This window comes from Halomonas sp. G15 (assembly GCF_021282295.1).
In the GTDB taxonomy this organism is placed as follows: domain Bacteria; phylum Pseudomonadota; class Gammaproteobacteria; order Pseudomonadales; family Halomonadaceae; genus Halomonas; species Halomonas alimentaria.
The window spans coordinates 1-22,053 of sequence record NZ_JAJSPA010000018.1; the positions used below are offsets into that span (position 1 = coordinate 1).

The following is a 22,053-nucleotide window of genomic DNA, read 5'->3' on the forward strand; positions in this document are numbered from 1 at the left end:
CAGCGCCGCTCGGCGGCTTCCTCGCGCGCCGCCGGCAGCCGGTCGTAGAAGCCCGCGGCCAGGGGGCAGGCCTCGCCGTGGCAGGCGCGCCCGGGGTACTCGCAGGCCTTGTCGCGGGCGGTCAGCTCCAGCACCCGCAGCGGAAAGTCGCCCTGCCGGGAAGGGGAGACGGCGCCGAGCCGGGCCAGGGCCTCCAGCGCCAGGCGCCGCCCGGGGGTCTTCATGGTCAGGAAGGCGAGGCGGTCCAGGCCATGGCGTGGCATCGCCTTGAGCAGCGGGAAGAGGGTGCCCAGGGTCTTGCCGATGCCGGTGGGCGCCTGGGCCAGCAGCACCCGGCCGGTGGCCGCGGCCTGGTAGCACGCCTCCGCCAGGGGGCGCTGGCCGGGGCGGAAGTCATCGAAGGGGAAGGCGAGGGCCTCGAGGGCCGCATCGCGGGCGGCGCGGTGATGCGCCTCACGCTCGGCCCAGTCGCGATAGCGCACACAGCGCTCGGTGAGCTCTGCCATCAGCGCCGACGCCGTGGCCTGCTCGCTCACCCGCGTCTCGCGGCCGCTGCCCACCTCCAGGTAGACCAGCACCAGCTCCACCGCGTCGAGCCCGCGCTCGGCGCACAGCAGGGCGCCGTAGCTGCGCAGCTGGGCACGGTGCAGGGCGCGCTGGTTGGCCGCCAGCCGCGAAAGCTCGCCGCGGTGGGTCTTGACCTCCTCCAGGCAGTTGGCCGCCGGGTCGTAGCCGTCGGCGCGCCCGCCCACCAGAAGCCCAGCCACCTCGCCGGTGAGTGGCAGCTCGGCCAGGTAGCCGGCGCCGCGGCGGCGTGCCACCTCGCGATGCCCCTCGAGGCCCTCCCGGGCGCTGGGCGAGGGGGTGAATCGGTGGTCCAGGTCGCCCTCCCGGGCGGTGACGTCGCACAGGGTGCGCACCGCCACCCGCAGCCTGGGGGCATCGCTCACGCGATCTCCTCCCAGCTCAGCTGGCATACCGCCGCGGGAATGCCATGGCGCCGGAAGAAGGCCAGCCAGCGACGCTGGTTGTCCTGCAGACGGTCGCCCGGCCCCTTGACCTCGATCAGCCGGTAGCGGGGCTCCCCCGCCGGGGCCTCGGGGAGGAACTGGACCAGGTCCGGCAGGCCGGCACGATTGGTGCGCAGGTCGCCCAGCAGGCGCTCGAAGCAGGCGCGAAGGTGCTCGGGGGGAATACACTCCAGGGCCTGCTCCAGCAGCTCCTCGGAGAGTGCACCCCAGTGGACGAAGGGGTTGGCAATACCGTCTTTCATCCGCCAGTTGTCACGGATCGTCTGGCGATACCGGCCATCCTCCAGGCGCGCCAGGCAGGCATCGAAATACTCACGGCGGCGTGCCAAGAAGTCCTCGCGATAGAGATCCGCGGGGCCGGACTGGAAGGGGTGGAAGAAGGCCCCGGGCAGCGCCACGAAGAGCGCCTCCCAGCAGAGCAGGCCGAAGAGCCCGGTGATCAGGGTGTTCTCGACGTAGTGGACCGGCGCCGCCTCACGGTGCAGGTGGTCGCGCACCGCGCCTTCGACCCAGGCGGGACCGGGCAGGCGCAGGGTGAAGCGTTCGGGAGCCGGCTCGGTGGAGATCGCCCGGGGCGACAGGCCCAGCCGACGGCGCAGCCGCGGCAGCAACCGGTCGAGCGCCTGGGCCTCGGCCTCGTCGCGGGTGAGCCGGGCCAGGGGCTCCGCCAGGGCCAGCGCCTTGCGCGTCTCGCCGCGCCGCTCGGCCAGGCGCAGCAGGCGGATACGCCCCTCGCCGCTCGCCGCGGGGGCCGGCCAGCCGGCACGGCCGTAGAGCGACAGCGCCAGCCCCCCCTCGCCCTGGCGCTCCGCCTGACGCCCCAGGGCCAGGCAGAGCCGCGCGTGACGCGACGCCAGCCAGGGGTTGGCGGGCCGTTCCGGGACTGCCGCGGCCAGCTCGACAGGCGCCTCGCCCTCCTCCAGGCGGCCACGCAGCGCGTGCAGCGCCAGGTAGGCATCCACCTCCTCGCGATGGCGGAAAGCGCGGGCGTCGACGCCGAAGGGCACCGCCTCGAAGCGCTGGTGGCCCAGCTCGGCGAGCACGAACTCCGACCAGTCCTGGCGCAGGTTGCCGAAGAACATCAGGCGCAGGCGGTCGCAGGTGGCCATCACCGTCAGGCGCACCACGCCCTCCGGGGCCTCGGGCCACCAGGCGGCCAGCGACCGCGGCGACGCGTCCCGGGCCAGCAGCGCCTCGCGCAGCACCGACTTGCCGGCAGCGGGGGGCAGGCCGGCGGCGCGGATCTCCTCGGCCAGGGCCTGGCGCAGCTCGGGGAGTCGCAGCTGGGCGAAGAGGGTCGCGAGTTCCAGCACGGGGGCCGTCTCCACCAGGCCAGCCGCCACCAGCGGCGCCAGTGCCACCTCGGTGTCACCGGCCTCGGCGTCGATCTCGGGGTAGGCGAGCCGCGAGGGGCGGAAATGCTCGCCCCTGCGCATCACCATGCGTACCAGCAACGCCCGGGCGGGCCGCGGCAGGTCGGCGAAGGCGGCGAGGAAGGCGTGCTCCGCCTCACCGAGCAGGTCGCCGTGGCGCTCGGCCACCCAGGCCAGCACGAACTCGAAGTTCGTCAGGTAGTAGAAGGGATCATCGAGGGGGGCGGCGACCGCCGCGGCACTGTTCATGCATCCATGATATCAGCCAGGCACACCGGACTCACAGCCCCGCGGCGAGTGACTCGATCACCTCGGCGGCGGACACCTCTCGACAGCGGCTGGCGTTCTGCCCGGCCCACAGCGGAGAGAAGTCGCCGCTGCCGCTGGCCTCGGCGGCGGTGCGCAGCGGGGCGATGGCCGCGGTGGCCAGGGGGAAGGCCGGCGCCACCTCGGCCATGGGGCCCAGCTCGCACATCAGCCGGGTGACGATACCCCGGGCCGGCCGACCGCTGTAGAGGTTGGTCAGCGCGGTATGGCGTGCCGCCTCGGACTGCAGCGCACGGCGATGGATCGCCGAGATCGTCGCCTCCGGACAGCACAGCAGCGCGGTGCCTACCTGGACGCCATCGGCACCCAGCGTCCGGGCGGCCGCCACACCGCGGGCATCGGCGATGCCGCCCGCGGCGATCAGCGGCAGACCGATCGCCTCGCGCACCTGGGGCAACAGGGCGAAGGTGCCGACCTGGGTGGTGACTTCCCCGTCGAGGAACATGCCGCGGTGTCCGCCCGCCTCCAGGCCCTGGACGATCACGGCATCGGCCCCCCGGGCCTCCAGCCACTCGGCCTCGGCCACGGTAGTCGCCGAGGCTAGCACCGTGGCCCCCCAGGACTTGACCCGCTCGAGCAGCGCGGCCTCGGGCAGGCCGAAGTGGAAGCTCACCACCTCGGGACGAAGGGGCTCCAGGGCGTCACACGTCTCGCGATCGAAGGGGCGCCGCCCCGGGCCCTCCGGCACGGCATCGATATCCAGGCCGAACTCGGCGAAGAAGGGGGCGAGGGCCGCGTGCCAGCGTGCCTGGGCCGCAGGGTCCGGCTCGGGCGGGACGTGACAGAAGAAGTTGACATTGAGGGGTCCCGGCGTGGCGGCGCGGAACGCCGCAATCTCCTCGGCCATGGCCTCCGGGGAGAGCATGGCGCAGGGCAGTGCCCCCAGCCCACCGGCACGCGCCACGGCGATGGCCAGGGCACTGCCCTGGGCACCGGCCATGGGTGCCTGGAGGATCGGCAGGTCGATACCGAGACGCTGATGGAGGGCTGGCGACTGGCTCATGACGGACTCCGGCAGGATCAAGAGGGATCCTGGAGCCTGCCTGCCCTCCCCGTACGAAACAAGTCGACATTGGGGGAGTACGGCGGGAACGCCGGGCTTCCAGCGCAGCGGGGCTGCTGCGGGAAGCTGATGTCTTAGCCGTCGGCAGGCTCCAGCACCATCTGTGCGTCGCGGATGCGGATATCGAAATGGCCCAGGAAGCTCATGCCCAGCAGGGCGGTATCGCCCTCCAGCCCGGCGCTGATGGAGCCGCGCACATCGCGGGCCACATGGCCACCCAGGCTGACCTCGTCGAGGGTGGTGAGCTCTCCGCGCACCCGGCCATTGGCGGTGTTGAACCAGGCGCTGCCGGAGGGCTCGAGACCCAGCCGCTCGGCCATCTCCCTTGGCAGCGCCACGTAGGTGGCGCCGGTATCCACCAGGAACTCCACCGGCTCGCCGTTGATGCGCCCCGTGGCCACGAAGTGGCCGCCGCGATTGCGCTCGAGCACCACCGGCGCTCCCTCCGCCACGGCGCTGACCAGGTGGCTGTTGGGATTGCGCTGGCGTTCCACATAGCCGTGGAACCACCAGGTCCCCGCGGCGATGAACAGCATCCAGAACAGCAGCATCATGCCGATCCCGGTGCGTCGCACCGCCCTGCCCTCGTCGCTCATCGCGTCCTCCTCACCTCTCGGCTCAGCCCGGTCCGGCCGCCAGCACCAGGCGCAGCACCATGAACTCCCCCCGCTTCATCACGGCCACCCCTAGCTGGATCACGACCCGATGCCGCGCCAGGTCGTCGGGCGTCATGGTATCGCCGAGACCGCAGCGCACGAAGTAGGCCTGGCGGGGCGAGGCACCCTGCAGGGCACCAGCCCGGTGGAGGCCATCCAGGAAGGTCGCCACCGAAAGGCGCAGCGAGGCCCACAGGGCGGCGTCGTTGGCGGACCCCGCGACCCAGGATAGCCCCTGGCGCAGGCTCTCGCGCAGGAACAGCGCCAGGCGCTGCACCGGCAGGTAGCGCCGCTCGTGGTCGTTGGGCGGAGCCAGGGTGCGCGCCCCCCAGGCCAGGCAGGCGCGTCCCGGGAAGTCGACGATGGCATTCACTCCGCGGGGGTTGAGCACCTGGAGATGGACGCGGGTGACCGGATGCACCAGGCCCGTGATACCCCTGACCCGGGCCTCCAGGCCGGCGGGCGCCTTCCAGACACCGCGGCTGGCATCGCTGCGCGCCCAGAGGCCGGCCATGGCGCCGCTGGGCGGCAGTGACAGACGTGGGGCCGAGGCCCCTGCGGTCGCCCGAGGATCGGCCACCTCCACCCAGGGATAGTAGCAGGCCGCATATGGCGAAGCCGGCAGCTCCAGCGCCGCCACGCCCGCGGCATCGGTGAGCGCCAGACCGACGGGGGGATCGACCAGTACCATGCGATCGCCGAGGCGCTCCGCCTGGTCGATGGCCGCCTGGACCACCGGGTTACCGGGGGCCATCCAGGTCTGTCCGGGCAGACAGACCGCGGCGACGCTGCCAGGCGTCTCGAGGGTCGCCAGCGCCGCCAGGTAGTCGGCGTGTGTTGGGACACGGGAGACGCTGCCCAGCGGCAGGACGTACGCTTCCTGACCGCCATTGTCGAAGAACAGGCGTAGCGAGGCGCACAGCTCAGCGGCCGCCACCGACGGGGGCACATCCGCAAGCCATGCAGCGAGAGCCGAGTAACCCCGCAGCGTCTGCGGGGGACGCTCGACGTCACCCTCCCAACGACCGAGGAAGGCGGTACGACCGGTGGCGACCGGCTCGATGGTGCGCAGCCGCAGCGGCATCTGGCTCACATGGCGGCCGGGTGGGTAGGCGTCAGGCATCTGCGTCATCCTCGCCGCACTCGGCGGCATCATCCATGTAGTGAGCATCGCCCAACCGTGAGGACTTGGCGAGCTCAGATGACGCGGCCGTTGCGCGCCTCCCAGGCCGCGGCGGCGCGCTGCCCGCGGGCCTGGTCGACGAACAGGCAGATCAGGATGGCGACGATGAACAGCGCCGCGCAGAGCAGGATCGAGGCCTGCAGCCCCACCACCGTCTGCAGCAGCCCCAGGGCGATGATGCCGAACACCCCGGCAAGCTTGTTGGCCAGTCCCCAGAAGCCGAAGAATTCGGCGGCCTTGCGTGTCGGCGAGAAGAGCCCGACCAGGGCACGGCTGGCAGACTGGCTGGAGCCCAGCGAGAGCCCCGCCAGGCAGCCGACGAAGAGGAACAGGTGCTGAGCCTCCCAGTCGAGGCCGAAGCGTGCATTGAGCAGCGCGGTGACTTCCGGGGTGGCCCAGATCGCCAGGATCGCCGCCACCCACAGCACCAGGGTGAACTGGTAGGTCAGCTTGGTGCCGATGCGGTCCTGGATGAAGCCGAAGCCCAGCGCCCCTGCCGCCGCGGTGATCTGCACGATGATGAACATCAGGTTGCGGATCGACTCGTCCCAGCCGATCACCTGGGCGCCGTAGATGAAGGCGAAGGCGATGATGATGTAGACCCCGGCCATGGAGAACAGCAGCGACACCAGGAAGGTGGCCAGGTCACGGAAGCGCTTGAGCTCGTGGAGGGTCGTCGAGACACGCTCGATGGCGATCTCGCGATAGGGCTTGCCGGCCGGCTGGGGCGTGCCGCGTTCCTTCACCCACAGGAAGGTGGGGATGGCGGTGACCAGGAAGAAGCCGGCGGCGAAGGGCCCCACCCAGCGGATTCGTTCGAAGTTCTCCGCCGTGGCCTCGCCCAGCACCACCAGGGTGAAGCCCGCGGCGAAGAGCCCGCCGACGTAACCCAGAGCCCAGCCGAAGCCCGAGATCTTGCCCAGGTCCTCCGGCGGCCCGAGGTCGGGCAGGAAGGCGGCGATGAAGGACTCGCCCATGGAGTAGGCGTAGTTGGAGACCACGATCAGCAGCAGGCCGAGCACCACATAGCCCGGCGCCACAAAATAGAGCATGGCGGTGGCGGCCACGGTGGCCAGGTAGCTGGCGAACAGGAAGCGCTTCTTCTCCGCCCGATAGTCCATCACCGCCCCGCACAGCGGGCCGGTGACAACCACCAGCAGGTAGCTCACCGCCAGCGCCAGGCTCCACAGGAAGTTGGCCAGCCGGTAGTCGACGCCGCGCTCGCCGACGATCACCGTGGTGAACAGCTCGCCGAACACTACGGTGATGATCAGCAGGGTATAGGCCTGGTTGGCGAAATCGAACATCGCCCAGCCGACGATCTCGCGGCGCGAGGCACGGCTCCTGGCGGGCAGCAGGCTGTCGGTCGAGCTCATCGCAACGTCCCTGTGGATAGCGGCCCCTCACCATAGCAGCCCGCCCCCGATCGAGCGAGATGAGGCTAGCGCAGCAGCGTGAGCACCAGGGCGATGCCTCCCACCAGCAAGGCGATGATCACGGCGGCATCCACCAGGCGATCGAGCCAGCGATCGAAGCGGGCGCCGCGGGCAGCGGGCACGCGCCGTCGGGTAGCCCCCCGACGGCGACGGTCACCTGCGATGGGAAAGAGAGACATGGCGGAAGTCCGATTTCACCATTTATCCCCAAAGCTTACGACCTCCGCCGCCGTCGGGCCAGCGACTAGATGCCGTCGCGACGATTGATACGCCGATTGACCACGCTGGGGGCGCGGCGCAGCCGCTCCTCCTCGGCCAGCTGATCCGCCTCGAAGGCATCGGCACCCACCGGGGTCTCGCCATGGCGGCGATAGAGCTGGGTGAGCATCGCTCGGCGATCGGCGCGCAGCTCACGCACCAGTACGATCACCATGCCGTAGAGGATGAAGGTGAAGGGCAGCGCCGAGAGTACCGAGGCCGCCTGCAGCCCGGAGAGCCCCCCGGCGGCGATCAGCGTCAGACAGATCGCCGCGATCAGCACGCCCCAGGTAACTCGCTTGTAGAGCGGCGGGTTGATGGAGCCATTGTCGGTCATCTGGGCGACGATATAGGAGGCGGAGTCCGCCGAGGTCACCAGGAAGATGAAGATCAGCATCATCGCCACCACCGAGAGCACCCCCGAGAAGGGCATCAGGTCGAACATCTCGAACAGCGCCACGGTGATATTGGCCTGGGTGGCCGCGGCGAGGCCCACGTCACCGCCCAGCTCCATGTTGAGCGCCGCACCGCCGAACACGCCGATCCACAGGCAGGCCAGCAGCGGCGGCACCACCAGCACGCCGAACACGTACTCCTTGATGGTGCGCCCCCGGGAGACACGCGCCACGAAGGTGCCCACGAAGGGCGACCAGGCGATGACCCAGGCCCAGTAGAAGATCGTCCAGCTGCTCGCCCAGGTGTTGTCGCTGTAGGGCGAGATGCGCAGGCTCATGCCGATGAAGTTCTGCAGGTAATCGCCGATCCCCAGGGTGATGGTCTCCAGTATCGCCAGCGTCGGGCCGGTGAACAGCACCCACAGCATCAGGCCGATGCAGAGGATCATGTTGAGGTTGGAGAGCCGCTTGATGCCCTTGTCCAGGCCCGACCAGGTGGAGGCCATGTAGGCCAGGAACATCACGAAGAGGATGATGAACTGCCACAGTACCGACTCGGGCAGGCCGAACACAGCGTTGAGGCCGCCGTTCATCTGCAGCACGCCGAGCCCCAGCGAGGTGGCCACCCCCATCACCGTGGCGACCACGGCGAAGATGTCCAGTGCCGGCGCGTAGCGGCGCGCCCCGGGATGCTTGGCGGTGACCGAGGAGAGCACCGAGGAGACCAGGCCGGCCTGCCCCTTGCGGAACTGGAAGTAGGCGATGATCAGGCCCACCACCGAGAAGGCTGCCCACTGATGGATGCCCCAGTTGAAGTAGCTGTACTGGATGGCGTAGCGAGCCGAGGCCTCCGTCTGCGCAGGCACGTCGCCGTAGGGTGGCTCGATATAGTGAAACATCGGCTCGGCCATGCCGTAGAACACCAGCCCCACGCCGAAGCCCGCGGCCAGCAGCATGCTGATCCAGGAGAAGAAACTGAAGCTCGGCGTGCTGTCCTGAGGCCCAAGGCGAATCTTGCCGTACTTGCTGAAGGCCAGCACCAGCAAGAAGATGACGAAGCCGAACACCGAGAAAAGGTAGAACCAGCCGAACATTCGGGTCACGCTGCCGAGAGCGGTGGTGGCAATGTTGCCGAACCCTTCCGGGAAGGCGGCGCCCACCGCCACCAGGGCGAGTATGATGATCGTCGAGACGGTAAAGACCGTCTTGCCTCCATGATCTGCCATCTAATGGTTCCTGCTGTCCAGAATTTGTACAAGAATGATACCAGCCTGAAGCAAGCCAGACAGGTGGTATCGGCGCTGCAGCACACTTGCACGCACGTTGACACACCACTGCAGAGGGCGAGACAGAGAGATGCAAGACGAGAGATAGTGCCAGACGGTGCAAGAGGCATTGCATCCGACGGGGAACGCCCCCATCAACATCTCTCAGCAGGCTAACTATTCACCCGTCCCAATCGGAGCCGTCATGTCTCGTCTCGCCGATACCCCCCTTTCCGTTCTCGACCTGGCCCCGATCCGCGAGGGTGGCAGTGCCGCCGACAGCTTCCGGGAGAGCGTGGCCCTGGCCCAGCAGACCGAGCGGCTCGGCTTTACCCGCTTCTGGCTCGCCGAGCATCACGGCATCGAGGGCATCGCCAGTGCCGCTACCGCGGTGCTTATCGGCCATGTGGCCGGGGCCACCCAGCGCATCCGCGTGGGCAGCGGCGGCATCATGCTGCCCAACCACCCGCCGCTGGTGATCGCCGAACAGTTCGGCACCCTGGAGACGCTCTATCCCGGGCGCATCGACCTGGGCCTGGGCCGCGCCCCGGGCTCCGATGGCGCCACCATGGCGGCGCTGCGCCGCGACCCCTATGCGGGAGTGGAAGACTTCCCCCAACGCCTTGAGGAGTTGCAGGGCTTCCTCGGCGACGAGCAGCCTAACCAGCGGGTGCGGGCGGTGCCCGGCCAGGGCACCCAGGTGCCGATCTGGCTGCTCGGCTCCAGCGGCTATAGCGCCCAACTGGCCGCGCGCCTCGGCCTGCCCTTCGCCTTCGCCGCCCAGTTTGCGCCTGGCTACCTGTTCGAGGCGCTGCGCCTCTACCGCGACAACTTCCGCCCCTCCGAGGTACTCGAGCGCCCCCATGCCATGGTCGGCCTGCCGGTGGTCGCCGCCGAGACCGACGCCCACGCCGAGTACCTGGCCACCACCTCCCAGCAGAAATTCCTGGGCATGATCCGCGGCCGGCGCACCTGCGCCAGACCGCCGGTGGAGCACCTGGAGATGACGCCCATGGAGGAGGCGCAGCTGCAGCAGTTCCTCGGTGCCGCCATCGTCGGCGGCCCCGAGACCGTGCGCCAGGGGTTGGAGAGCTTCCTCGAGCAGACCGGCGCCGACGAGCTGATGCTCAATACCGACGTCTATGCCCTGGAGGACCGCCTGAGAAGCTACGAGATCGTGGCCGAAGTGTGGAAGGGCTAGCCTGAAAGGAACGAACCTGCCTTCTGGCCTTCCAAGGGGCAGCACATTTCGCGGCGCACCGACGCCGCCCCTCAGGAGAGTCAGATGCCCGATTCCCAAGGTCCCCACCGCGACCCCCGCCAGAACCCCGCCTGGCGCGCCGCCCAGGCATGGCAGCAGCGCGCCCGCCAGAGCCAGCGTGGCGGCCTGCTCGACAGCCTCAAGATGCTGCTCGCCTGGCTGCTGTTCGGCACCCTGATGATCGTGGCCATGGTGTTCGGCCTGATCTTCCTGCTGCTGGGCTGGGCGCTGATGCCGCTGCTGCGCCACCGGCTGAAGAAACGTATGGAACAGATGCGCGCCGAACAGGCCGAGGACGTGGACGGCGCCAGCTTCCACTATCAGGAAACCCGTTATCGGGAGACGCACACCTCCAGCGGCAGCCATCGCGAGCAGCAGGTACTGGAGGGGGATTATGAGGTAAGACCTGACGAGCAGGACAAGCGCTGAGTGTCAGGTGGCCTCTCGCCGGGCCTCCCGACTGGCCTGGCGCCACGGGCGATGTAACAGCTGGTAGGCCAGCGCCCCTGCCACCACTCCCCAGAAGGCCGATCCGAGCCCCAGGAAGCTGATGCCCGAGGCGGTGGCGATAAAGGTGATCACCGAGGCCTCGAGGTGGTCCTTGTGGGCGGCAAAGGCGCTCAGGTTGCTGGTGATGGCACCGATCAGCGCCAGCCCCGCCAGGATGGCAACGAACTCACCGGGCAACGAGGTAAACAGCGCCACGATGGTACCGGCAAAGGTGCCCCCCACCAGGTAGAAGACGCCGTTGGCCACTCCCGCCACATAGCGCTTGCTCGGGTCCTCGTGGGCCTCCTCGCTGGTGCAGATGGCCGCGGTGATCGCCGCGATCACCGTGGTGATCCCACCGAAGAAGGCGGTGACGAAGGAGGTCAGGCTGGCCAGGGTGACGATCGGCCTGGCCGGGGTGTTGTAGCCGGCGCCGCGCAGGATCGCCATGCCCGGCAGGAACTGCCCCGTCAGGCTGACCAGTACCAGCGGAATGGCCAGGCTCAGGGTGGCATTCCAGCTCCATTCGGGGCGAATGAACTGGGGCTGGGCCAGTGTGAGCGACACGCCTTCCAGGCTGGCACCCTCGAGCACGACGGCCAGCACCACCCCCACCACCAGCAACAGCACCAGGCTGTAGCGTGGCGTCACGCGCTTGAAGAACAGGTAGGCGAGCAGCATCCCCGCCGCCAGCGCCGGCACCGATGCGAACGACTCGAAGACCCCGACCCCGAACTGAAAGAGGATGCCGGCCATCATCGCGCTGGCGAGGCCTGGCGGGATGATGCGGATGATGCGATCGAAGGAGCCGGTGATACCGATAACGAAGATCACCGCCGCCGCGGTGAGATAGGCACCCACAGCCTCAGCCAGAGACAGGCCGGGGAACAGCGTGACCAGCAGTGCCGTGCCCGGGGCCGACCAGGCGGTCACCACCGGCACCTTCAGCCACAGGCTGAGCACGATGCCCGACACGGCGGCACCCAGCGAGATCGCCCACACCCAGGAGGTCATCATGGCCGTGGAGATCTCGGCGCTCTGCGCCGCCTGGAAGAAGATCGCCAGCGGCCCCGAGTAGGAGACCAGCACCGCCACGAAACCGGCGGTGACCGCGGGTATCGAAGCGTCCTTGAATAGCGACATGGTGAATAGCCCTGAAGCTTGTCTGTCGAAAAAAGGCCTGAACTACCGAAGCAGATTCAGGCCAAGGAGGATAAACGTTGCCTAAGGCCGGCTCAGGCGGCTTCGCCGGCTGCCCTTGCCGCCTTGCTCTCGCGGGAGAACTCGAAATCCCGGAATTCCACCAGCATCGAGATCCCGGCCCCCAGCACCAGCGCCCAGAAGGAGGCACCGACACCGAAGATCTGGACTCCGGAGACGGCAATCAGGAAGGCGAACATCGCCCCCACCTCATGCTTGCCGGAGAAGGTGATATGCATGGCGGAGCTGATCACACGGAGCAGCGCGAGCCCCGCGATGATGGCGATGAAGTAGCTGGGCATCGCCTCGATCAGGCTGAACACGAAGCCGTAGAAGGGCGCCGCCACCACAAAGATGATGCCGACGATCACCGCGGCCACCCAACGCTTGTCATGGGTCCCGGCCTCGGGGCCGGAACAGATCCCGGTCATGGGCGCGGCGATACAGGTGCTGTGCAGGTTGAAGAAGGCCGAGACCATGGTGCCGAAGCCTCCCAGCGCGGTGATGCCATTGGCCGGCGCCTCCTTGTAGCCCATGCCCTTGACCAGCCCCACGCCGGCTGGGGTCTCCATGCCGACCAGGATCAGCGCCAGCGGCAGCCCATAGGCCAGAAAGGCCTCGAGGGTGAAGGCGGGCATGATGAACTCGGGCAGCCTGAAGGAGAACTCCACGCTGGAGAAATCCGCGCCCGAGAGGGCCATGTAGGCCACGCCCACCACCAGCGTCACTACCAGCGGCGGCACCCGGCGCAGGTAGCGGGCGGAAAAGAAGAACGAGAGGATCATGACGGCAGCCGGCAGCATGGCATTCTGCAGCGGCATCACCATGTTGGTCCCGAACTTGAGCAGCACGCCCGCCACCATGCCCATGACGATGGGCATGGGGATCAACCACATGACGATTCGCATCCAGCCCGCCAGGCCGACGACAAGCGCGATGGCACCCGCCATCAGCGTGGCCCCCAGGGCTTCATTGAGGCCCACGATGGGAATGATGGCGGCAAACAGCAGCGCGCCGGGAATGGAGTTGGCCATGGGCAGCGGCAGCCGGTAGTAGGCCGGCAGGAAGAGACCGAACAGCCCGTTGATGAACAGGTAGCTGATCACCCACAGCAGGGTGAACTCCTGGGGGAGTCCTGCGGCGGTGCCGGCACTGATATGGATGATACCGGCGCTGAGGCCGAAGATACCGGCCACCAGCCCTGCACTGAGGTTATCCGCGTTGAGGTCTCGCAGGAAGTCGCGCGGCGCCGATGCGAGGCCGACGCCCTTCTCGATGTGTTTCATGTGTGCTCCAGGGGATTATTATCGTTGCTCTTGGAAAGGCACGGGGCGTTCATGGCCGACATGAAAGGGCGGCCCATCGGGCCGCCCTACTGTTCCGTATCAGCCCTGGTCGCCACCGGCCACCGGCAGCACGCTGCCGGTGATGTAGCTGGCATCGTCGGAGGCCATGAACAGGATTGGTGCGGCCATCTCGTCCAGGGTGCCGTAGCGGCCGAACAGGCAGCTCTGCCTGGTCTGGTCGATATGCGCCTGGAACCACGCCTGCTCGGTCTCGTTGCGCGGCTCCGGCGTGCCCCGGGAAATCTTCCGGGGCGGCGCCTCGGTGCCGCCGGGAGCGGTGGCCACCACGCGAATGCCATGCTCGGCATACTCGAAGGCCAGCGAGGCGGTCATGGCGTTGATGCCGCCCTTGGCCGCCGAATAGGGGATGCGATGGATCCCGCGAGTCGCGGCAGACGACACGTTGACGATGACACCACCACCCTGCTCCACCATGGTCGGCAGCACCGCACGACAGCACCACAGCGTCGGCATCAGCGAGCGGTTGATCTCGGCCGAGATCTCGGTAGCGCTGAACTCGGTGAACGGCTTGAAGTTGATCGCCCCGCCCACGTTGTTGATCAGGATATCGATCCGCCCGAAGTGCTCGACGCTCTTCGCCATCACCTCGGCGGCACCCTCCCAGGTCTCCAGGTCAGCCTGCAGCGCAATGGCGTCGACGCCCTGCTCCACCAGGCCGGCCACCACCTCCTGAACGAGATCGGCGCGATCCACCAGCGCCAGGCGTGCGCCCTCGGTGGCGGCCCGCTCGGCGACCCGCCGCCCGATCCCCTGGGCGGCACCGGTGATCACCATGACCTTGCCGTTGAAACGACCGTCGGTGAAGCGGCTCATGCCTTGCTCCCTGCCTCGTTGGGCGTGAACTTCTCATAGTGGAAGCTCTGCGGCACGATGCCCTGGGCGTCGAAGTGCTTGAGCACCGCATCGACCATGGGAGGCGGACCGCACAGGTAGACGTCGACGTCACCATCGTGCATCACCTCGGCATCCATATGGTGGGTCACATAGCCCTTGCGCGGATGCTCACTGGCCTCGTCCACCACCACAGTGGAGTAGGTGAAGTTGGGAAGCTTCCCGGCGAAGGCCTCCAGGGCATCCACCTTGACCAGATGGTCATCCTTGTTGACACCGTAGATCAGGTGAATCGGCGCCTCGCAGCCCTTCTCGACCAGCTGGGCAAGCATGGAGAGGAAGGGAGCCAGGCCGGTGCCACCGGCCAGCATCAGCACCGGACGGGTGACATCACGGATATAGAAGCTGCCCATGGGACCAGTCAGTGCCAGGCGATCTCCCACCGCGGCACGCTCGCCGAGGTAGCTGCTCATCACGCCATTGGGGATATTGCGGATCAGGAAGGTCGCGCGCTTCTCGCCCGGCAGGGAGCTGAACGAGTAGGAGCGATGCACCTCGGTGCCCGGCACGTCGATATGCACGTACTGGCCGGGCAGGAAGCTAAGCTCGGCGCCATCGTCCAGGTCCACCACCAGCTCGATGCTGTCCTCGGAGAGTTGCTCGACCGCGGCTACCGTGCCATCAACCTTGCCTACCGCCGTCTTGCACACGGTCGAGGCGACGGGTACCTGGATGACACAGTCCGAGGAAGGCACCATCTGGCAGGTCAGGACCTGACCCTCGGCAGCCTCCTCGCCGGAGAGCGCCTCCTCGATGTACTCGTCGCCCATGTCGAATTCACCCTGCTCGCAGTGCCCCTTGCAGGTGCCACAGACACCGTCGGAGCAGTCCATGGGCAGGTTGACCTTCTGCCGGTAGGCCGCATCGAGGACCGTTTCACCTTCCTTGCAGCCGATGAATCGGGTGACGCCGTCCTCGAAGTTGAGGGCAATGGTATAGCTCATGGTCGAATCTCCTCCCGCACCGGGTCAGATGTGATAGATATCGATGACCTGATGGATATAGTCGTTATTGAGTTGCACCACCTTGCGCGTGATCAGCGGCTGCTCTCCCGACACGTCCAACGTATAGAAGGCAGTCCCGAAGTAGCTGAAGTTCGTCTTGTAGACGTGACCCAGCGTGTGCCAGTTGAAGCGCAGCTCCAGCTTGTCCCCTTCCTGATTCAGCACCTCGATGTTGCTGACCTGGTGCGTGGTGCGTGGCTCCGGGAGGGTGGCGCTGCTGCGCTCGGTCTTGATCCGGTAGACCCGGTCCTCGAGGCCCTCGCGGTTGGGGTAGTAGATCAGCGAGATCTCGGACTGCGGGTCCTCGGTCAGCCGGTCGTTGTCGTCCCAGGACGGCATCCAGAACTCGACGTCCTTGTGGTAGCACTCCAGCCACTCGTCCCACTGGCGTTCGTCGAGCAGGCGTGCCTCGCGGTACAGAAAGGCCTGGATATCCTGATAACTGATGCTCATGGCGATGCTCCCCTTAGGCGGACGCGGTGGCGATAAACTGGCTGCGCTCTTTCTCGATGGCGCGCAGCATCTCCTCGACCCAGTGCTTGTGGTGCAGCACATAGAGGCCCTCGTCCTCGGGTGAGGCACCGCTGAGCAGCGGCTTCATGCCGATCGCCTGGGCGTTCTCGTCGGCGCCCTCGATCCACTGCTTGGCACCGCGAGAGAGGTCGTTCCACTCGGCCAGCGACCCGTTGTAGCCTTCCTGGCAGCTGCGAAACTCTTCCAGGTCATCCGGCGTGCCCATGCCCGAGACGTTGAAGAAGTCTTCGTACTGACGGATACGCAAGCGGCGGTTCTCGGCCGACTCACCCTTGGGCGCGAAGCAATAGATGGTGACCTCGCTCTTATCCACGGAAATCGGTCGAATCACACGAATCTGCGTGGAGAACTGGTCCATCAGGTAGACGTTGGGGTAGAGGCAGAGGTTGCGGGTCTGGTTGACGATGGAATCGGCACGCGCCTCGCCGAACTCCTTCTCGATCCACTCCTTCTGCTGGTAGACCGGGCGCACCTCGGGGTTGAGCAGCCGGGTCCACAGCAGCATGTGGCCGTTCTCGTAGGAGTAGAAGCCACCCTGGCTCTTGGACCAGCCATCGGCGTCCACCGCCTTGGTGCCGCCGGCGTCGTAGTTGCGGCGATCCATGGTGGAGGCATAGTTCCAGTGCACGGAGCTGACGTGGTAGCCGTCGGCGCCGTTCTCGGCCCCCAGCTTCCAGTTGCCGTTGAAGGTGTAGGACGAGGTGCCACGCAGGATCTCCAGGCCTTCCGGAGCCTGATCGACGATGTTGTCGATGATCTTGGTGGTCTCGCCCAGATACTCCTCGAGCGGCTTGACGTCATCGCTCAGACTGCCGAACAGGAAGCCCTTGTAGTTCTCGAAGCGCGGCAGGCGCTTGAGGTCATGGGAGCCGTCCTTCTTGAAGCCATCCGGGTAGGCACCCGCCTTCTCGTTCTTGGCCTTGAGCAGCTTGCCGTCGTTCTTGAAGGTCCAGCCATGGAAGGGGCAGGTGAAGGTCCCCTTGTTACCACGCTTCTTGCGGCACAAGGTGGCGCCACGGTGGGCACAGGCGTTGATCAGGCCGTGCAGTTCACCCTGCTTGTCGCGGGTGATGACCACCGGCTGGCGGCCCATGGTCACGGTCATGAAGTCGCCCGGCTCGGCGATCTGGCTCTCGTGGGCCAGGAACAGCCAGTTGCCTTCGAAGACGTGCTTCATCTCCAGTTCGAAGAAGGCCGGGTCGGTGAACATGCTGCGATGGCAGCGGAAGACGCCCTTCTCGGCATCGTCCTGCACGGCGCCGCGGACGCGCTCCTCGAGTTGATCAAGCTTGCTGGTCATGATCCATATCCTCGGTATCTTGTCGTATTGGTCCGGCGGGCCCAGGGGGTGGCCCGCCGTCATCAAGGGATGGCCTGCCGATCAGACCTTGGCGGTACCCGCCAGTTGGCTGGCCTGGTCCTGCTCGTCTTCCTTGGCGCGCGGACGGGCATGGCGAGTCTGCAGCTCGGCCTTGTCGGTCTTCGACAGCTCGACGTCGAACACCACCTCGGAGAAGGGACCGTCCATCTCGCGCTGGGCGATCTCGTCCTGCTCCTCGATGCGCTTGGCCGGCACCACCAGCTCCTCGCGGGTCGCGAAGGCGAAGTCGTCGTAGGTGTAGGGGTCGCCGGCCAGGTTGATCTGGGTGGTCAGGTGCTGGTGACCCGGTGCGGAGACGAAGTAGTGGATGTGCGCCGGACGTTCGCCGTGGCGGCCCAGGGACTTGAGCACCACGTCGGTGGGGGCGCCTTCCGGCACGCCGTAGCCAGACGGGATGATGCTGCGCGCGGTGTAGCGGCCTTCGCTGTCGGTGTAGATGGTGCGGCGCAGGTTGTACTCGCTCTGGGTCTGGTCGAAGAAGGAGTAGCCGCCCTTGGAGTTGGCATGCCAGATCTCGACCTTGGCGCCGGCGATCGGGGTGCCGTCGACATCACGCACCTGGCCGGTCAGCCACATGGCCTCGCCGTCCTGATCCTGGCCGTCGTCCATGCGCGCGAAGCCCTCGGCTTCCGGGGCGCCGGCCACGTAGAGCGGGCCCTCGATGGTGCGCGGGGTGCCGCCGGTACGCTGGGCCTCGGCGTCGATGGCGTCCTGACGCATGTCGAGGAAGTGGTCAAAGCCCAGGCCCGGGGAGAGCAGGCCGAACTGGGTCTGGCTGCCCAGGGCGTTGAGCAGATTGACGGCGGACCAGTACTCCTCCTCGGTGACATCGAAGTCGTCGATCAGTTTGAACAGGTCGGAGATCAGGCGATGGACGATCTGCTTGGCGCGCTCGTTGCCGCCCTCCTGGTCGAAGCCGGCGATGGTCTTCAGGAAGTCCTGAACCTCGGGGGTATCGAAAATCTTCACGGTCATGGTCGGTTATCCTCGTTCGTTATATGGTTGTGTTCCGCTCGACGGAACTGACTGGCTTCATCCGTGACTCAGGAGTCGTCCTCGCGCACGGAGGACGGGTGACGACACAGCGGCTTGACGCTGATCTCCATGTAGGGAAAGAGCGGCAGGTTGCTGACCAGCTCCTGAAGCTCGGCGTTGTCCTCGACGTCGAAGATGCTGACGTTCGAGTAGCTGCCGGCCACGCGCCACAGGTGGCGCCACTTGCCGGAGCGCTGCAGCTCCTGTGAGTAGGCCTTCTCGGTCGCCTTGATCTCGGCGGCCTGCTCGGCCGGCATCGACGGCGGCAGCTTGACGGTCATTTCCACCTGAAACAGCATGACGTTCTCCTCTTCAGCGCAAGCACACCGACGTGCTTGCGGGACTCGGTTCTCTGGGACTCAGCCCTTGCGGGAATAGTGGGCCAGCTTGTCTTCGTCTAGCGTGATACCCAGCCCCGGCCCCTTGGGCAGTTCCACGCCGAACTCGCGATAGGCCAGCGGCTCGACGACGATGTCGTCCTTGAGCAGCAGCGGGCCGAACATCTCGGTACCCCAGGCCATCTCCGGCAGCGTGGCCCAGGCATGCAGGGAGGCGGCGGTGCCGATGGTGCCCTCGAGCAGGGTGCCGCCGTAGAGGCCGATGCCGGCAGCCTGGGCCACGTGGGCCAGCTCCAGTACGCCGAGTACACCGCCGGACTTGGCGATCTTCAGCGCGAAGGCGCCGCTGAAGCCCCCCCGGACCAGGTCGAGGCCGTCGCGGGCATCCTGCACCGCCTCGTCGGCGAGCATCGGCACGTTGAAGCGGTCGGCCAGCCGGATCAGGCCGGCATGCTCGCGCGCCGGGATGGCCTGCTCGATCAGCTCGATGCCGGCGTCCTGCAGGGCCTGGATGCCATATACGGCGGTGGACTCGTCCCAGGCCTGGTTGACGTCGACACGCACACTGGCGCGATCGCCCAGGGCCTCCTTGATGGCGGCCACGTGGCGCACATCCTGCTTGACCGGATTGGCACCGATCTTCAGCTTGAAGTCACAGTGACGACGCTGCTCCAGGCGCAGCAGGGCCTCGTCGATATCCTTGGCGGTATCGCCGCTGGCCAGAGTCCAGAGCACCGGCAGGTGGGTCTGGCGGGCGCCGCCCAGCAGCTCGGCTACGGAGAGCCCCAGGCGCTTGCCCTGAGCGTCAAGCAGCGCGGTTTCCAGCGCCGACTTGGCGATCATGTTGCCGCGAGCGTTGCGGTTGAGCCGGGCGCGCAGGGCGTTGACGTTGGCGGAAGGCTGGCCGATCAGCAGCGGCGCCAGGTAGGTATTGATATTGCGCTTGATGCTCTCAGGGCTCTCGGGGCCGTAGGCCAGTCCGCCGATGGTGGTGCCCTCGCCCAGGCCCTCGATGCCGTCGGAGTGGCGCATGCGCACGATCACCATGGTCTGACAGGCCATGGTGGTCATGGAGAGCTTGTGGGGACGGATGGTCGGCAGGTCGACCAGCAGCGTCTCGATGGACTGGATAGTAGCGGTCATGGCAACTCTCGATGCAGGGCAGTTCAGTGATTGCATGGCAGTTTGATTGCAGTGGAAATCCGCAACCAATATTGTTTGGGTGACTAGCCATACCCTGGAGGTATCATGGAGCTCCGCCACCTCAGGTACTTCTGCACCGTTGCCGAGACCCTCAACCTGACGGCCGCGGCCGAGCGCCTGCATATGTCTCAGCCGCCTTTATCACGACAGATCAAGCAGTTGGAAAACGAAGTCGGCGCCGAGCTGTTCGAAAGGAGTGCCCGGGGACTGCGCCTGACCCCCACCGGCCAGTTCTTCCACCAGCACGCCCTGCAGATACTCGAGAAGGTGGATGTCACACTGGAGTCGACCCGGCGCATGGCCCGAAGCCGCCGCAGCCTGTTCGGCATCGGCTTCGTGCCCTCGGTGTTCTACGGGCAGCTCCCGCTGCTGGTACGCGATTTACGACAAAAGGATGATGTCGAGATGACCCTGGCCGAGCTGACCACGGTGCAGCAGATCCAGGCGCTGAAGGCGGGACGCATCGACCTGGGCTTCGGTCGTCTGCGCATCGACGACCCGGACGTGGAGCAGGAGGTGCTGTTCGACGAGCCGCTGATCGCCGCCCTGCCCAGCGGGCACCCGCTTGAGGGGACCACCCCCACCCTCGAGGAGCTGGCCCGCTACCCGCTGATCCTGTTTCCCGCCAGGCCGCGGCCGAGCATGGCCGACATGGTGCTGGGGCTGTTCCGCCGCAAGGCGCTCAAGGTGGAGGTGGTGCAGGAGGCCAACGAACTGCAGACGGCGCTGGGGCTGGTCGCCTCGGAGGTGGGGATCACCCTGGTGCCGGAACAGGTCAGGCGCGTCCAGCGCGACGGCATCTCCTACGTCTACCTGGCCGATCCCAGTCTCACCTCACCGGTGATCTGCAGTCGCCGCCGCGGAGAGGCGCCCTCCCCGGTCATGCAGGAGGCGTTCCGCATTCTCGAGGTACTGGTGGAGAACCGTCGCAGCGGACGCTACCCCTGAATCGACGACGCCCCGGACCCGCCGCTGGAGGATCCGGGGCGTCGCTGGAGGTACGCGACTGGCGTGCGGCCTACTCCAGCGACTCGTAGGGCAGCCCCACGTAGTTCTCGGCGATGGTGGTCAGCCCCGCCTCGGAGCCGGTCAGGTAGTCCAGCTCGGCCTGCTGCATGCGGGTGTTGAAGTCCTCCTCGTCGGAGAACTTGTGCAGCATGGAGGTCATCCACCAGGAGAAGCGCTCGGCCTTCCAGATCCGCTTGAGACAGGTCTCGGAGTAGTTCGGGATCAGGTCGGTACGCCCTTCCTGGTAGACCTTCACCATCAGCCGGTAGAGGGTGTTGACGTCGCTGGCCGCCAGATTGAGGCCCTTGGCGCCGGTAGGCGGCACGATATGGGCGGCGTCGCCGACCAGGAACAGCCGCCCGTACTGCATCGGCTCGACCACGAAGCTGCGCAGCGGGGCGATGCTCTTCTCGATGGAGGGGCCGGTGACCAGCTTCTCGGCCACCTCATCGGGGATGCGCCGCTTGAGCTCCTCCCAGAAGCGCTCGTCGGACCACTCCTCGACCTTCTCGTCAAGCCCCACCTGGATGTAGTAGCGGCTGCGGGTCGATGAACGCATGCTGCACAGGGCAAAACCACGCTCGTGCCTGGCATAGATCAGCTCGTCGGCCACCGGCGGGGTGTCGGAGAGCAGGCCGAGCCAGCCGAAGGGATAGACCTTCTCGAACTCCTTGATGCGCCCTTCGGGGATCGACTTGCGCGAGATACCGTGGAAGCCATCACAGCCGGCCACATAGTCGCAGTCGAGACGGTGCGTCTCGCCATCCTTCTCGAAGGTGATATAGGGGCTATCGCTCTCGAGGTCGTGGGGCTGAACGTTGTCGGCCTCGTAGATGGTGGTGCCACCGGTCGCCTCTCGGGCCTCCATCAGGTCGCGGGTCACCTCGGTCTGGCCGTAGACCATCACGGTTTTGCCGCCGGTCAGCCCGGCGAGGTCGACGCGCACGCGCCGGTTGTCCAGGGCCAGCTCCACGCCATCGTGGACTTCGCCCTCTTCGTCCATGCGCTTGTCGACACCCGCCTCACGCAGCAGATCGACCATGCCCTGCTCCAGCACACCCGCTCGAATGCGGCTGAGCACATACTCGCCGGACTTGCGCTCGAGGATGACATTGTCGATGCCCTGGCGGCTCAACAGCTGGCCGAGCAGCAGGCCCGAAGGACCGGCGCCGATGATCGCGACCTGTGTCTTCATGGGGAGACTCCGTTGTTATCTGTCGGGGTAAGGCAAAAGGGTGAACATCTGTTCGCTATGTGGATTGTATTTTTCACTGAAATCGATCCCGCAATAAGGCAATATTGGCAGTGTTACCTGGATAATCCCAATATCATCGGCCGACTTTAGTCGAAAGCGC

20 protein-coding genes and 1 pseudogene are annotated in these 22,053 nt (G+C 67.0%); 3 read left to right on the forward strand and 18 right to left on the reverse strand.

The genetic code is table 11. The annotated features are described in order from the left end of the window. The 8 genes and pseudogenes from LWH48_RS10070 to LWH48_RS10105 all read right to left on the reverse strand — a co-directional run. A pseudogene (locus LWH48_RS10070) lies at positions 1–950 on the reverse strand (ATP-dependent DNA helicase); the annotation flags it as partial. Next, positions 947–2,653, reverse strand: coding sequence for a VRR-NUC domain-containing protein (locus tag LWH48_RS10075; protein WP_232912455.1), 1,707 nt, complete (start codon positions 2,651–2,653; stop codon positions 947–949). The pseudogene LWH48_RS10070 and the gene LWH48_RS10075, both read right to left, overlap by 4 nt. 31 nt (positions 2,654–2,684) lie before the next feature. Further along, complete coding sequence (locus tag LWH48_RS10080) at positions 2,685–3,755, reverse strand: NAD(P)H-dependent flavin oxidoreductase (RefSeq protein WP_269816171.1); 1,071 nt, start codon at positions 3,753–3,755, stop codon at positions 2,685–2,687. A gap of 113 nt (positions 3,756–3,868) precedes the next feature. Next, positions 3,869–4,390 (reverse strand): retropepsin-like aspartic protease family protein, encoded by a 522-nt coding sequence (locus tag LWH48_RS10085; protein WP_161430524.1) that lies wholly within the window; start codon positions 4,388–4,390, stop codon positions 3,869–3,871. A gap of 22 nt (positions 4,391–4,412) precedes the next feature. Further along, positions 4,413–5,573, reverse strand: a complete 1,161-nt coding sequence (locus LWH48_RS10090) for a phage tail sheath family protein (RefSeq protein WP_232912457.1) — start codon at positions 5,571–5,573, stop codon at positions 4,413–4,415. A gap of 74 nt (positions 5,574–5,647) precedes the next feature. Beyond that, the gene (locus LWH48_RS10095; protein ID WP_232912458.1) at positions 5,648–7,009 is read right to left on the reverse strand and encodes an MFS transporter; all 1,362 of its coding nucleotides are present in this window, start codon (positions 7,007–7,009) and stop codon (positions 5,648–5,650) included. Between the two features lie 65 nt (positions 7,010–7,074). Then, the gene (locus LWH48_RS10100; RefSeq protein ID WP_170293766.1) at positions 7,075–7,248 is read right to left on the reverse strand and encodes a hypothetical protein; all 174 of its coding nucleotides are present in this window, start codon (positions 7,246–7,248) and stop codon (positions 7,075–7,077) included. Between the two features lie 65 nt (positions 7,249–7,313). Continuing rightward, positions 7,314–8,948 carry a BCCT family transporter gene (locus LWH48_RS10105; protein WP_232912459.1) on the reverse strand — a complete coding sequence of 545 codons (1,635 nt, stop codon included), beginning with the start codon at positions 8,946–8,948 and terminating at the stop codon, positions 7,314–7,316. 244 nt (positions 8,949–9,192) lie between these two features. On the opposite strand from LWH48_RS10105, the gene LWH48_RS10110 reads away from it, so the two are divergent. Together LWH48_RS10110 and LWH48_RS10115 are read left to right on the forward strand one after the other, a co-directional pair. Further along, complete coding sequence (locus LWH48_RS10110; RefSeq protein ID WP_232912460.1) at positions 9,193–10,188, forward strand: LLM class flavin-dependent oxidoreductase; 996 nt, start codon at positions 9,193–9,195, stop codon at positions 10,186–10,188. An 84-nt stretch (positions 10,189–10,272) separates the two neighbouring features. Next, positions 10,273–10,677, forward strand: a complete 405-nt coding sequence (locus tag LWH48_RS10115) for a hypothetical protein (RefSeq protein ID WP_232912461.1) — start codon at positions 10,273–10,275, stop codon at positions 10,675–10,677. 3 nt (positions 10,678–10,680) lie between these two features. Here LWH48_RS10115 and LWH48_RS10120 read toward each other — a convergent pair whose 3' ends face one another. The 9 genes from LWH48_RS10120 to LWH48_RS10160 form a co-directional block, all read right to left on the reverse strand. Next, on the reverse strand, positions 10,681–11,880 hold the full coding sequence (locus LWH48_RS10120; protein WP_232912462.1) for a benzoate/H(+) symporter BenE family transporter: 1,200 nt from the start codon (positions 11,878–11,880) through the stop codon (positions 10,681–10,683). A 92-nt stretch (positions 11,881–11,972) separates the two neighbouring features. Continuing rightward, positions 11,973–13,223 carry a benzoate/H(+) symporter BenE family transporter gene (locus LWH48_RS10125; protein ID WP_232912463.1) on the reverse strand — a complete coding sequence of 417 codons (1,251 nt, stop codon included), beginning with the start codon at positions 13,221–13,223 and terminating at the stop codon, positions 11,973–11,975. Positions 13,224–13,322: 99 nt separating this feature from the next. Further along, the gene (gene benD, locus LWH48_RS10130) at positions 13,323–14,117 is read right to left on the reverse strand and encodes a benzoate diol dehydrogenase BenD (RefSeq protein WP_232912464.1); all 795 of its coding nucleotides are present in this window, start codon (positions 14,115–14,117) and stop codon (positions 13,323–13,325) included. Beyond that, positions 14,114–15,139 carry a benzoate 1,2-dioxygenase electron transfer component BenC gene (gene benC / locus LWH48_RS10135; RefSeq protein WP_232912465.1) on the reverse strand — a complete coding sequence of 342 codons (1,026 nt, stop codon included), beginning with the start codon at positions 15,137–15,139 and terminating at the stop codon, positions 14,114–14,116. Before benC ends, benD begins: the two co-directional genes overlap by 4 nt. 24 nt (positions 15,140–15,163) lie before the next feature. Further along, positions 15,164–15,652: a benzoate 1,2-dioxygenase small subunit gene (benB, locus tag LWH48_RS10140; RefSeq protein ID WP_232912466.1), complete on the reverse strand. Its 489-nt coding sequence runs from the start codon at positions 15,650–15,652 to the stop codon at positions 15,164–15,166. A gap of 13 nt (positions 15,653–15,665) precedes the next feature. Next, the gene (locus LWH48_RS10145) at positions 15,666–17,033 is read right to left on the reverse strand and encodes a Rieske 2Fe-2S domain-containing protein (RefSeq protein WP_269816172.1); all 1,368 of its coding nucleotides are present in this window, start codon (positions 17,031–17,033) and stop codon (positions 15,666–15,668) included. 81 nt (positions 17,034–17,114) lie between these two features. Then, positions 17,115–18,089 (reverse strand): catechol 1,2-dioxygenase, encoded by a 975-nt coding sequence (catA, locus tag LWH48_RS10150; protein ID WP_232912467.1) that lies wholly within the window; start codon positions 18,087–18,089, stop codon positions 17,115–17,117. 68 nt (positions 18,090–18,157) lie between these two features. Further along, complete coding sequence (gene catC, locus LWH48_RS10155) at positions 18,158–18,448, reverse strand: muconolactone Delta-isomerase (protein WP_023007444.1); 291 nt, start codon at positions 18,446–18,448, stop codon at positions 18,158–18,160. A gap of 60 nt (positions 18,449–18,508) precedes the next feature. Continuing rightward, positions 18,509–19,630, reverse strand: coding sequence for a muconate/chloromuconate family cycloisomerase (locus LWH48_RS10160; RefSeq protein WP_232912468.1), 1,122 nt, complete (start codon positions 19,628–19,630; stop codon positions 18,509–18,511). Between the two features lie 105 nt (positions 19,631–19,735). Here LWH48_RS10160 and LWH48_RS10165 point away from each other — a divergent pair, with 105 nt between their 5' ends. Then, the gene (locus LWH48_RS10165; protein ID WP_232912469.1) at positions 19,736–20,638 is read left to right on the forward strand and encodes a LysR family transcriptional regulator; all 903 of its coding nucleotides are present in this window, start codon (positions 19,736–19,738) and stop codon (positions 20,636–20,638) included. Between the two features lie 70 nt (positions 20,639–20,708). Here the strand turns inward: LWH48_RS10165 and pobA are convergent, their stop codons facing one another. Then, positions 20,709–21,893: a 4-hydroxybenzoate 3-monooxygenase gene (gene pobA / locus LWH48_RS10170; RefSeq protein ID WP_232912470.1), complete on the reverse strand. Its 1,185-nt coding sequence runs from the start codon at positions 21,891–21,893 to the stop codon at positions 20,709–20,711. Between the last annotated feature and the right edge of the window lie 160 nt (positions 21,894–22,053).

What these genes read in the sequence shown, in the direction of transcription:
- LWH48_RS10075 (WP_232912455.1), bottom strand. Translation starts at nt 2,653, where the DNA reads ATGAACAGTGCCGCGGCGGTCGCCGCCCCCCTCGATGATCCCTTCTAC.
- LWH48_RS10085 (WP_161430524.1), bottom strand. Translation starts at nt 4,390, where the DNA reads ATGAGCGACGAGGGCAGGGCGGTGCGACGCACCGGGATCGGCATGATG.
- LWH48_RS10090 (WP_232912457.1), bottom strand. Translation starts at nt 5,573, where the DNA reads ATGCCTGACGCCTACCCACCCGGCCGCCATGTGAGCCAGATGCCGCTG.
- LWH48_RS10095 (WP_232912458.1), bottom strand. Translation starts at nt 7,009, where the DNA reads ATGAGCTCGACCGACAGCCTGCTGCCCGCCAGGAGCCGTGCCTCGCGC.
- LWH48_RS10100 (WP_170293766.1), bottom strand. Translation starts at nt 7,248, where the DNA reads ATGTCTCTCTTTCCCATCGCAGGTGACCGTCGCCGTCGGGGGGCTACC.
- LWH48_RS10105 (WP_232912459.1), bottom strand. Translation starts at nt 8,948, where the DNA reads ATGGCAGATCATGGAGGCAAGACGGTCTTTACCGTCTCGACGATCATC.
- LWH48_RS10110 (WP_232912460.1), top strand. Translation starts at nt 9,193, where the DNA reads ATGTCTCGTCTCGCCGATACCCCCCTTTCCGTTCTCGACCTGGCCCCG.
- LWH48_RS10115 (WP_232912461.1), top strand. Translation starts at nt 10,273, where the DNA reads ATGCCCGATTCCCAAGGTCCCCACCGCGACCCCCGCCAGAACCCCGCC.
- LWH48_RS10120 (WP_232912462.1), bottom strand. Translation starts at nt 11,880, where the DNA reads ATGTCGCTATTCAAGGACGCTTCGATACCCGCGGTCACCGCCGGTTTC.
- LWH48_RS10125 (WP_232912463.1), bottom strand. Translation starts at nt 13,223, where the DNA reads ATGAAACACATCGAGAAGGGCGTCGGCCTCGCATCGGCGCCGCGCGAC.
- benD (WP_232912464.1), bottom strand. Translation starts at nt 14,117, where the DNA reads ATGAGCCGCTTCACCGACGGTCGTTTCAACGGCAAGGTCATGGTGATC.
- benC (WP_232912465.1), bottom strand. Translation starts at nt 15,139, where the DNA reads ATGAGCTATACCATTGCCCTCAACTTCGAGGACGGCGTCACCCGATTC.
- benB (WP_232912466.1), bottom strand. Translation starts at nt 15,652, where the DNA reads ATGAGCATCAGTTATCAGGATATCCAGGCCTTTCTGTACCGCGAGGCA.
- LWH48_RS10145 (WP_269816172.1), bottom strand. Translation starts at nt 17,033, where the DNA reads ATGACCAGCAAGCTTGATCAACTCGAGGAGCGCGTCCGCGGCGCCGTG.
- catA (WP_232912467.1), bottom strand. Translation starts at nt 18,089, where the DNA reads ATGACCGTGAAGATTTTCGATACCCCCGAGGTTCAGGACTTCCTGAAG.
- catC (WP_023007444.1), bottom strand. Translation starts at nt 18,448, where the DNA reads ATGCTGTTTCAGGTGGAAATGACCGTCAAGCTGCCGCCGTCGATGCCG.
- LWH48_RS10160 (WP_232912468.1), bottom strand. Translation starts at nt 19,630, where the DNA reads ATGACCGCTACTATCCAGTCCATCGAGACGCTGCTGGTCGACCTGCCG.
- LWH48_RS10165 (WP_232912469.1), top strand. Translation starts at nt 19,736, where the DNA reads ATGGAGCTCCGCCACCTCAGGTACTTCTGCACCGTTGCCGAGACCCTC.
- pobA (WP_232912470.1), bottom strand. Translation starts at nt 21,893, where the DNA reads ATGAAGACACAGGTCGCGATCATCGGCGCCGGTCCTTCGGGCCTGCTG.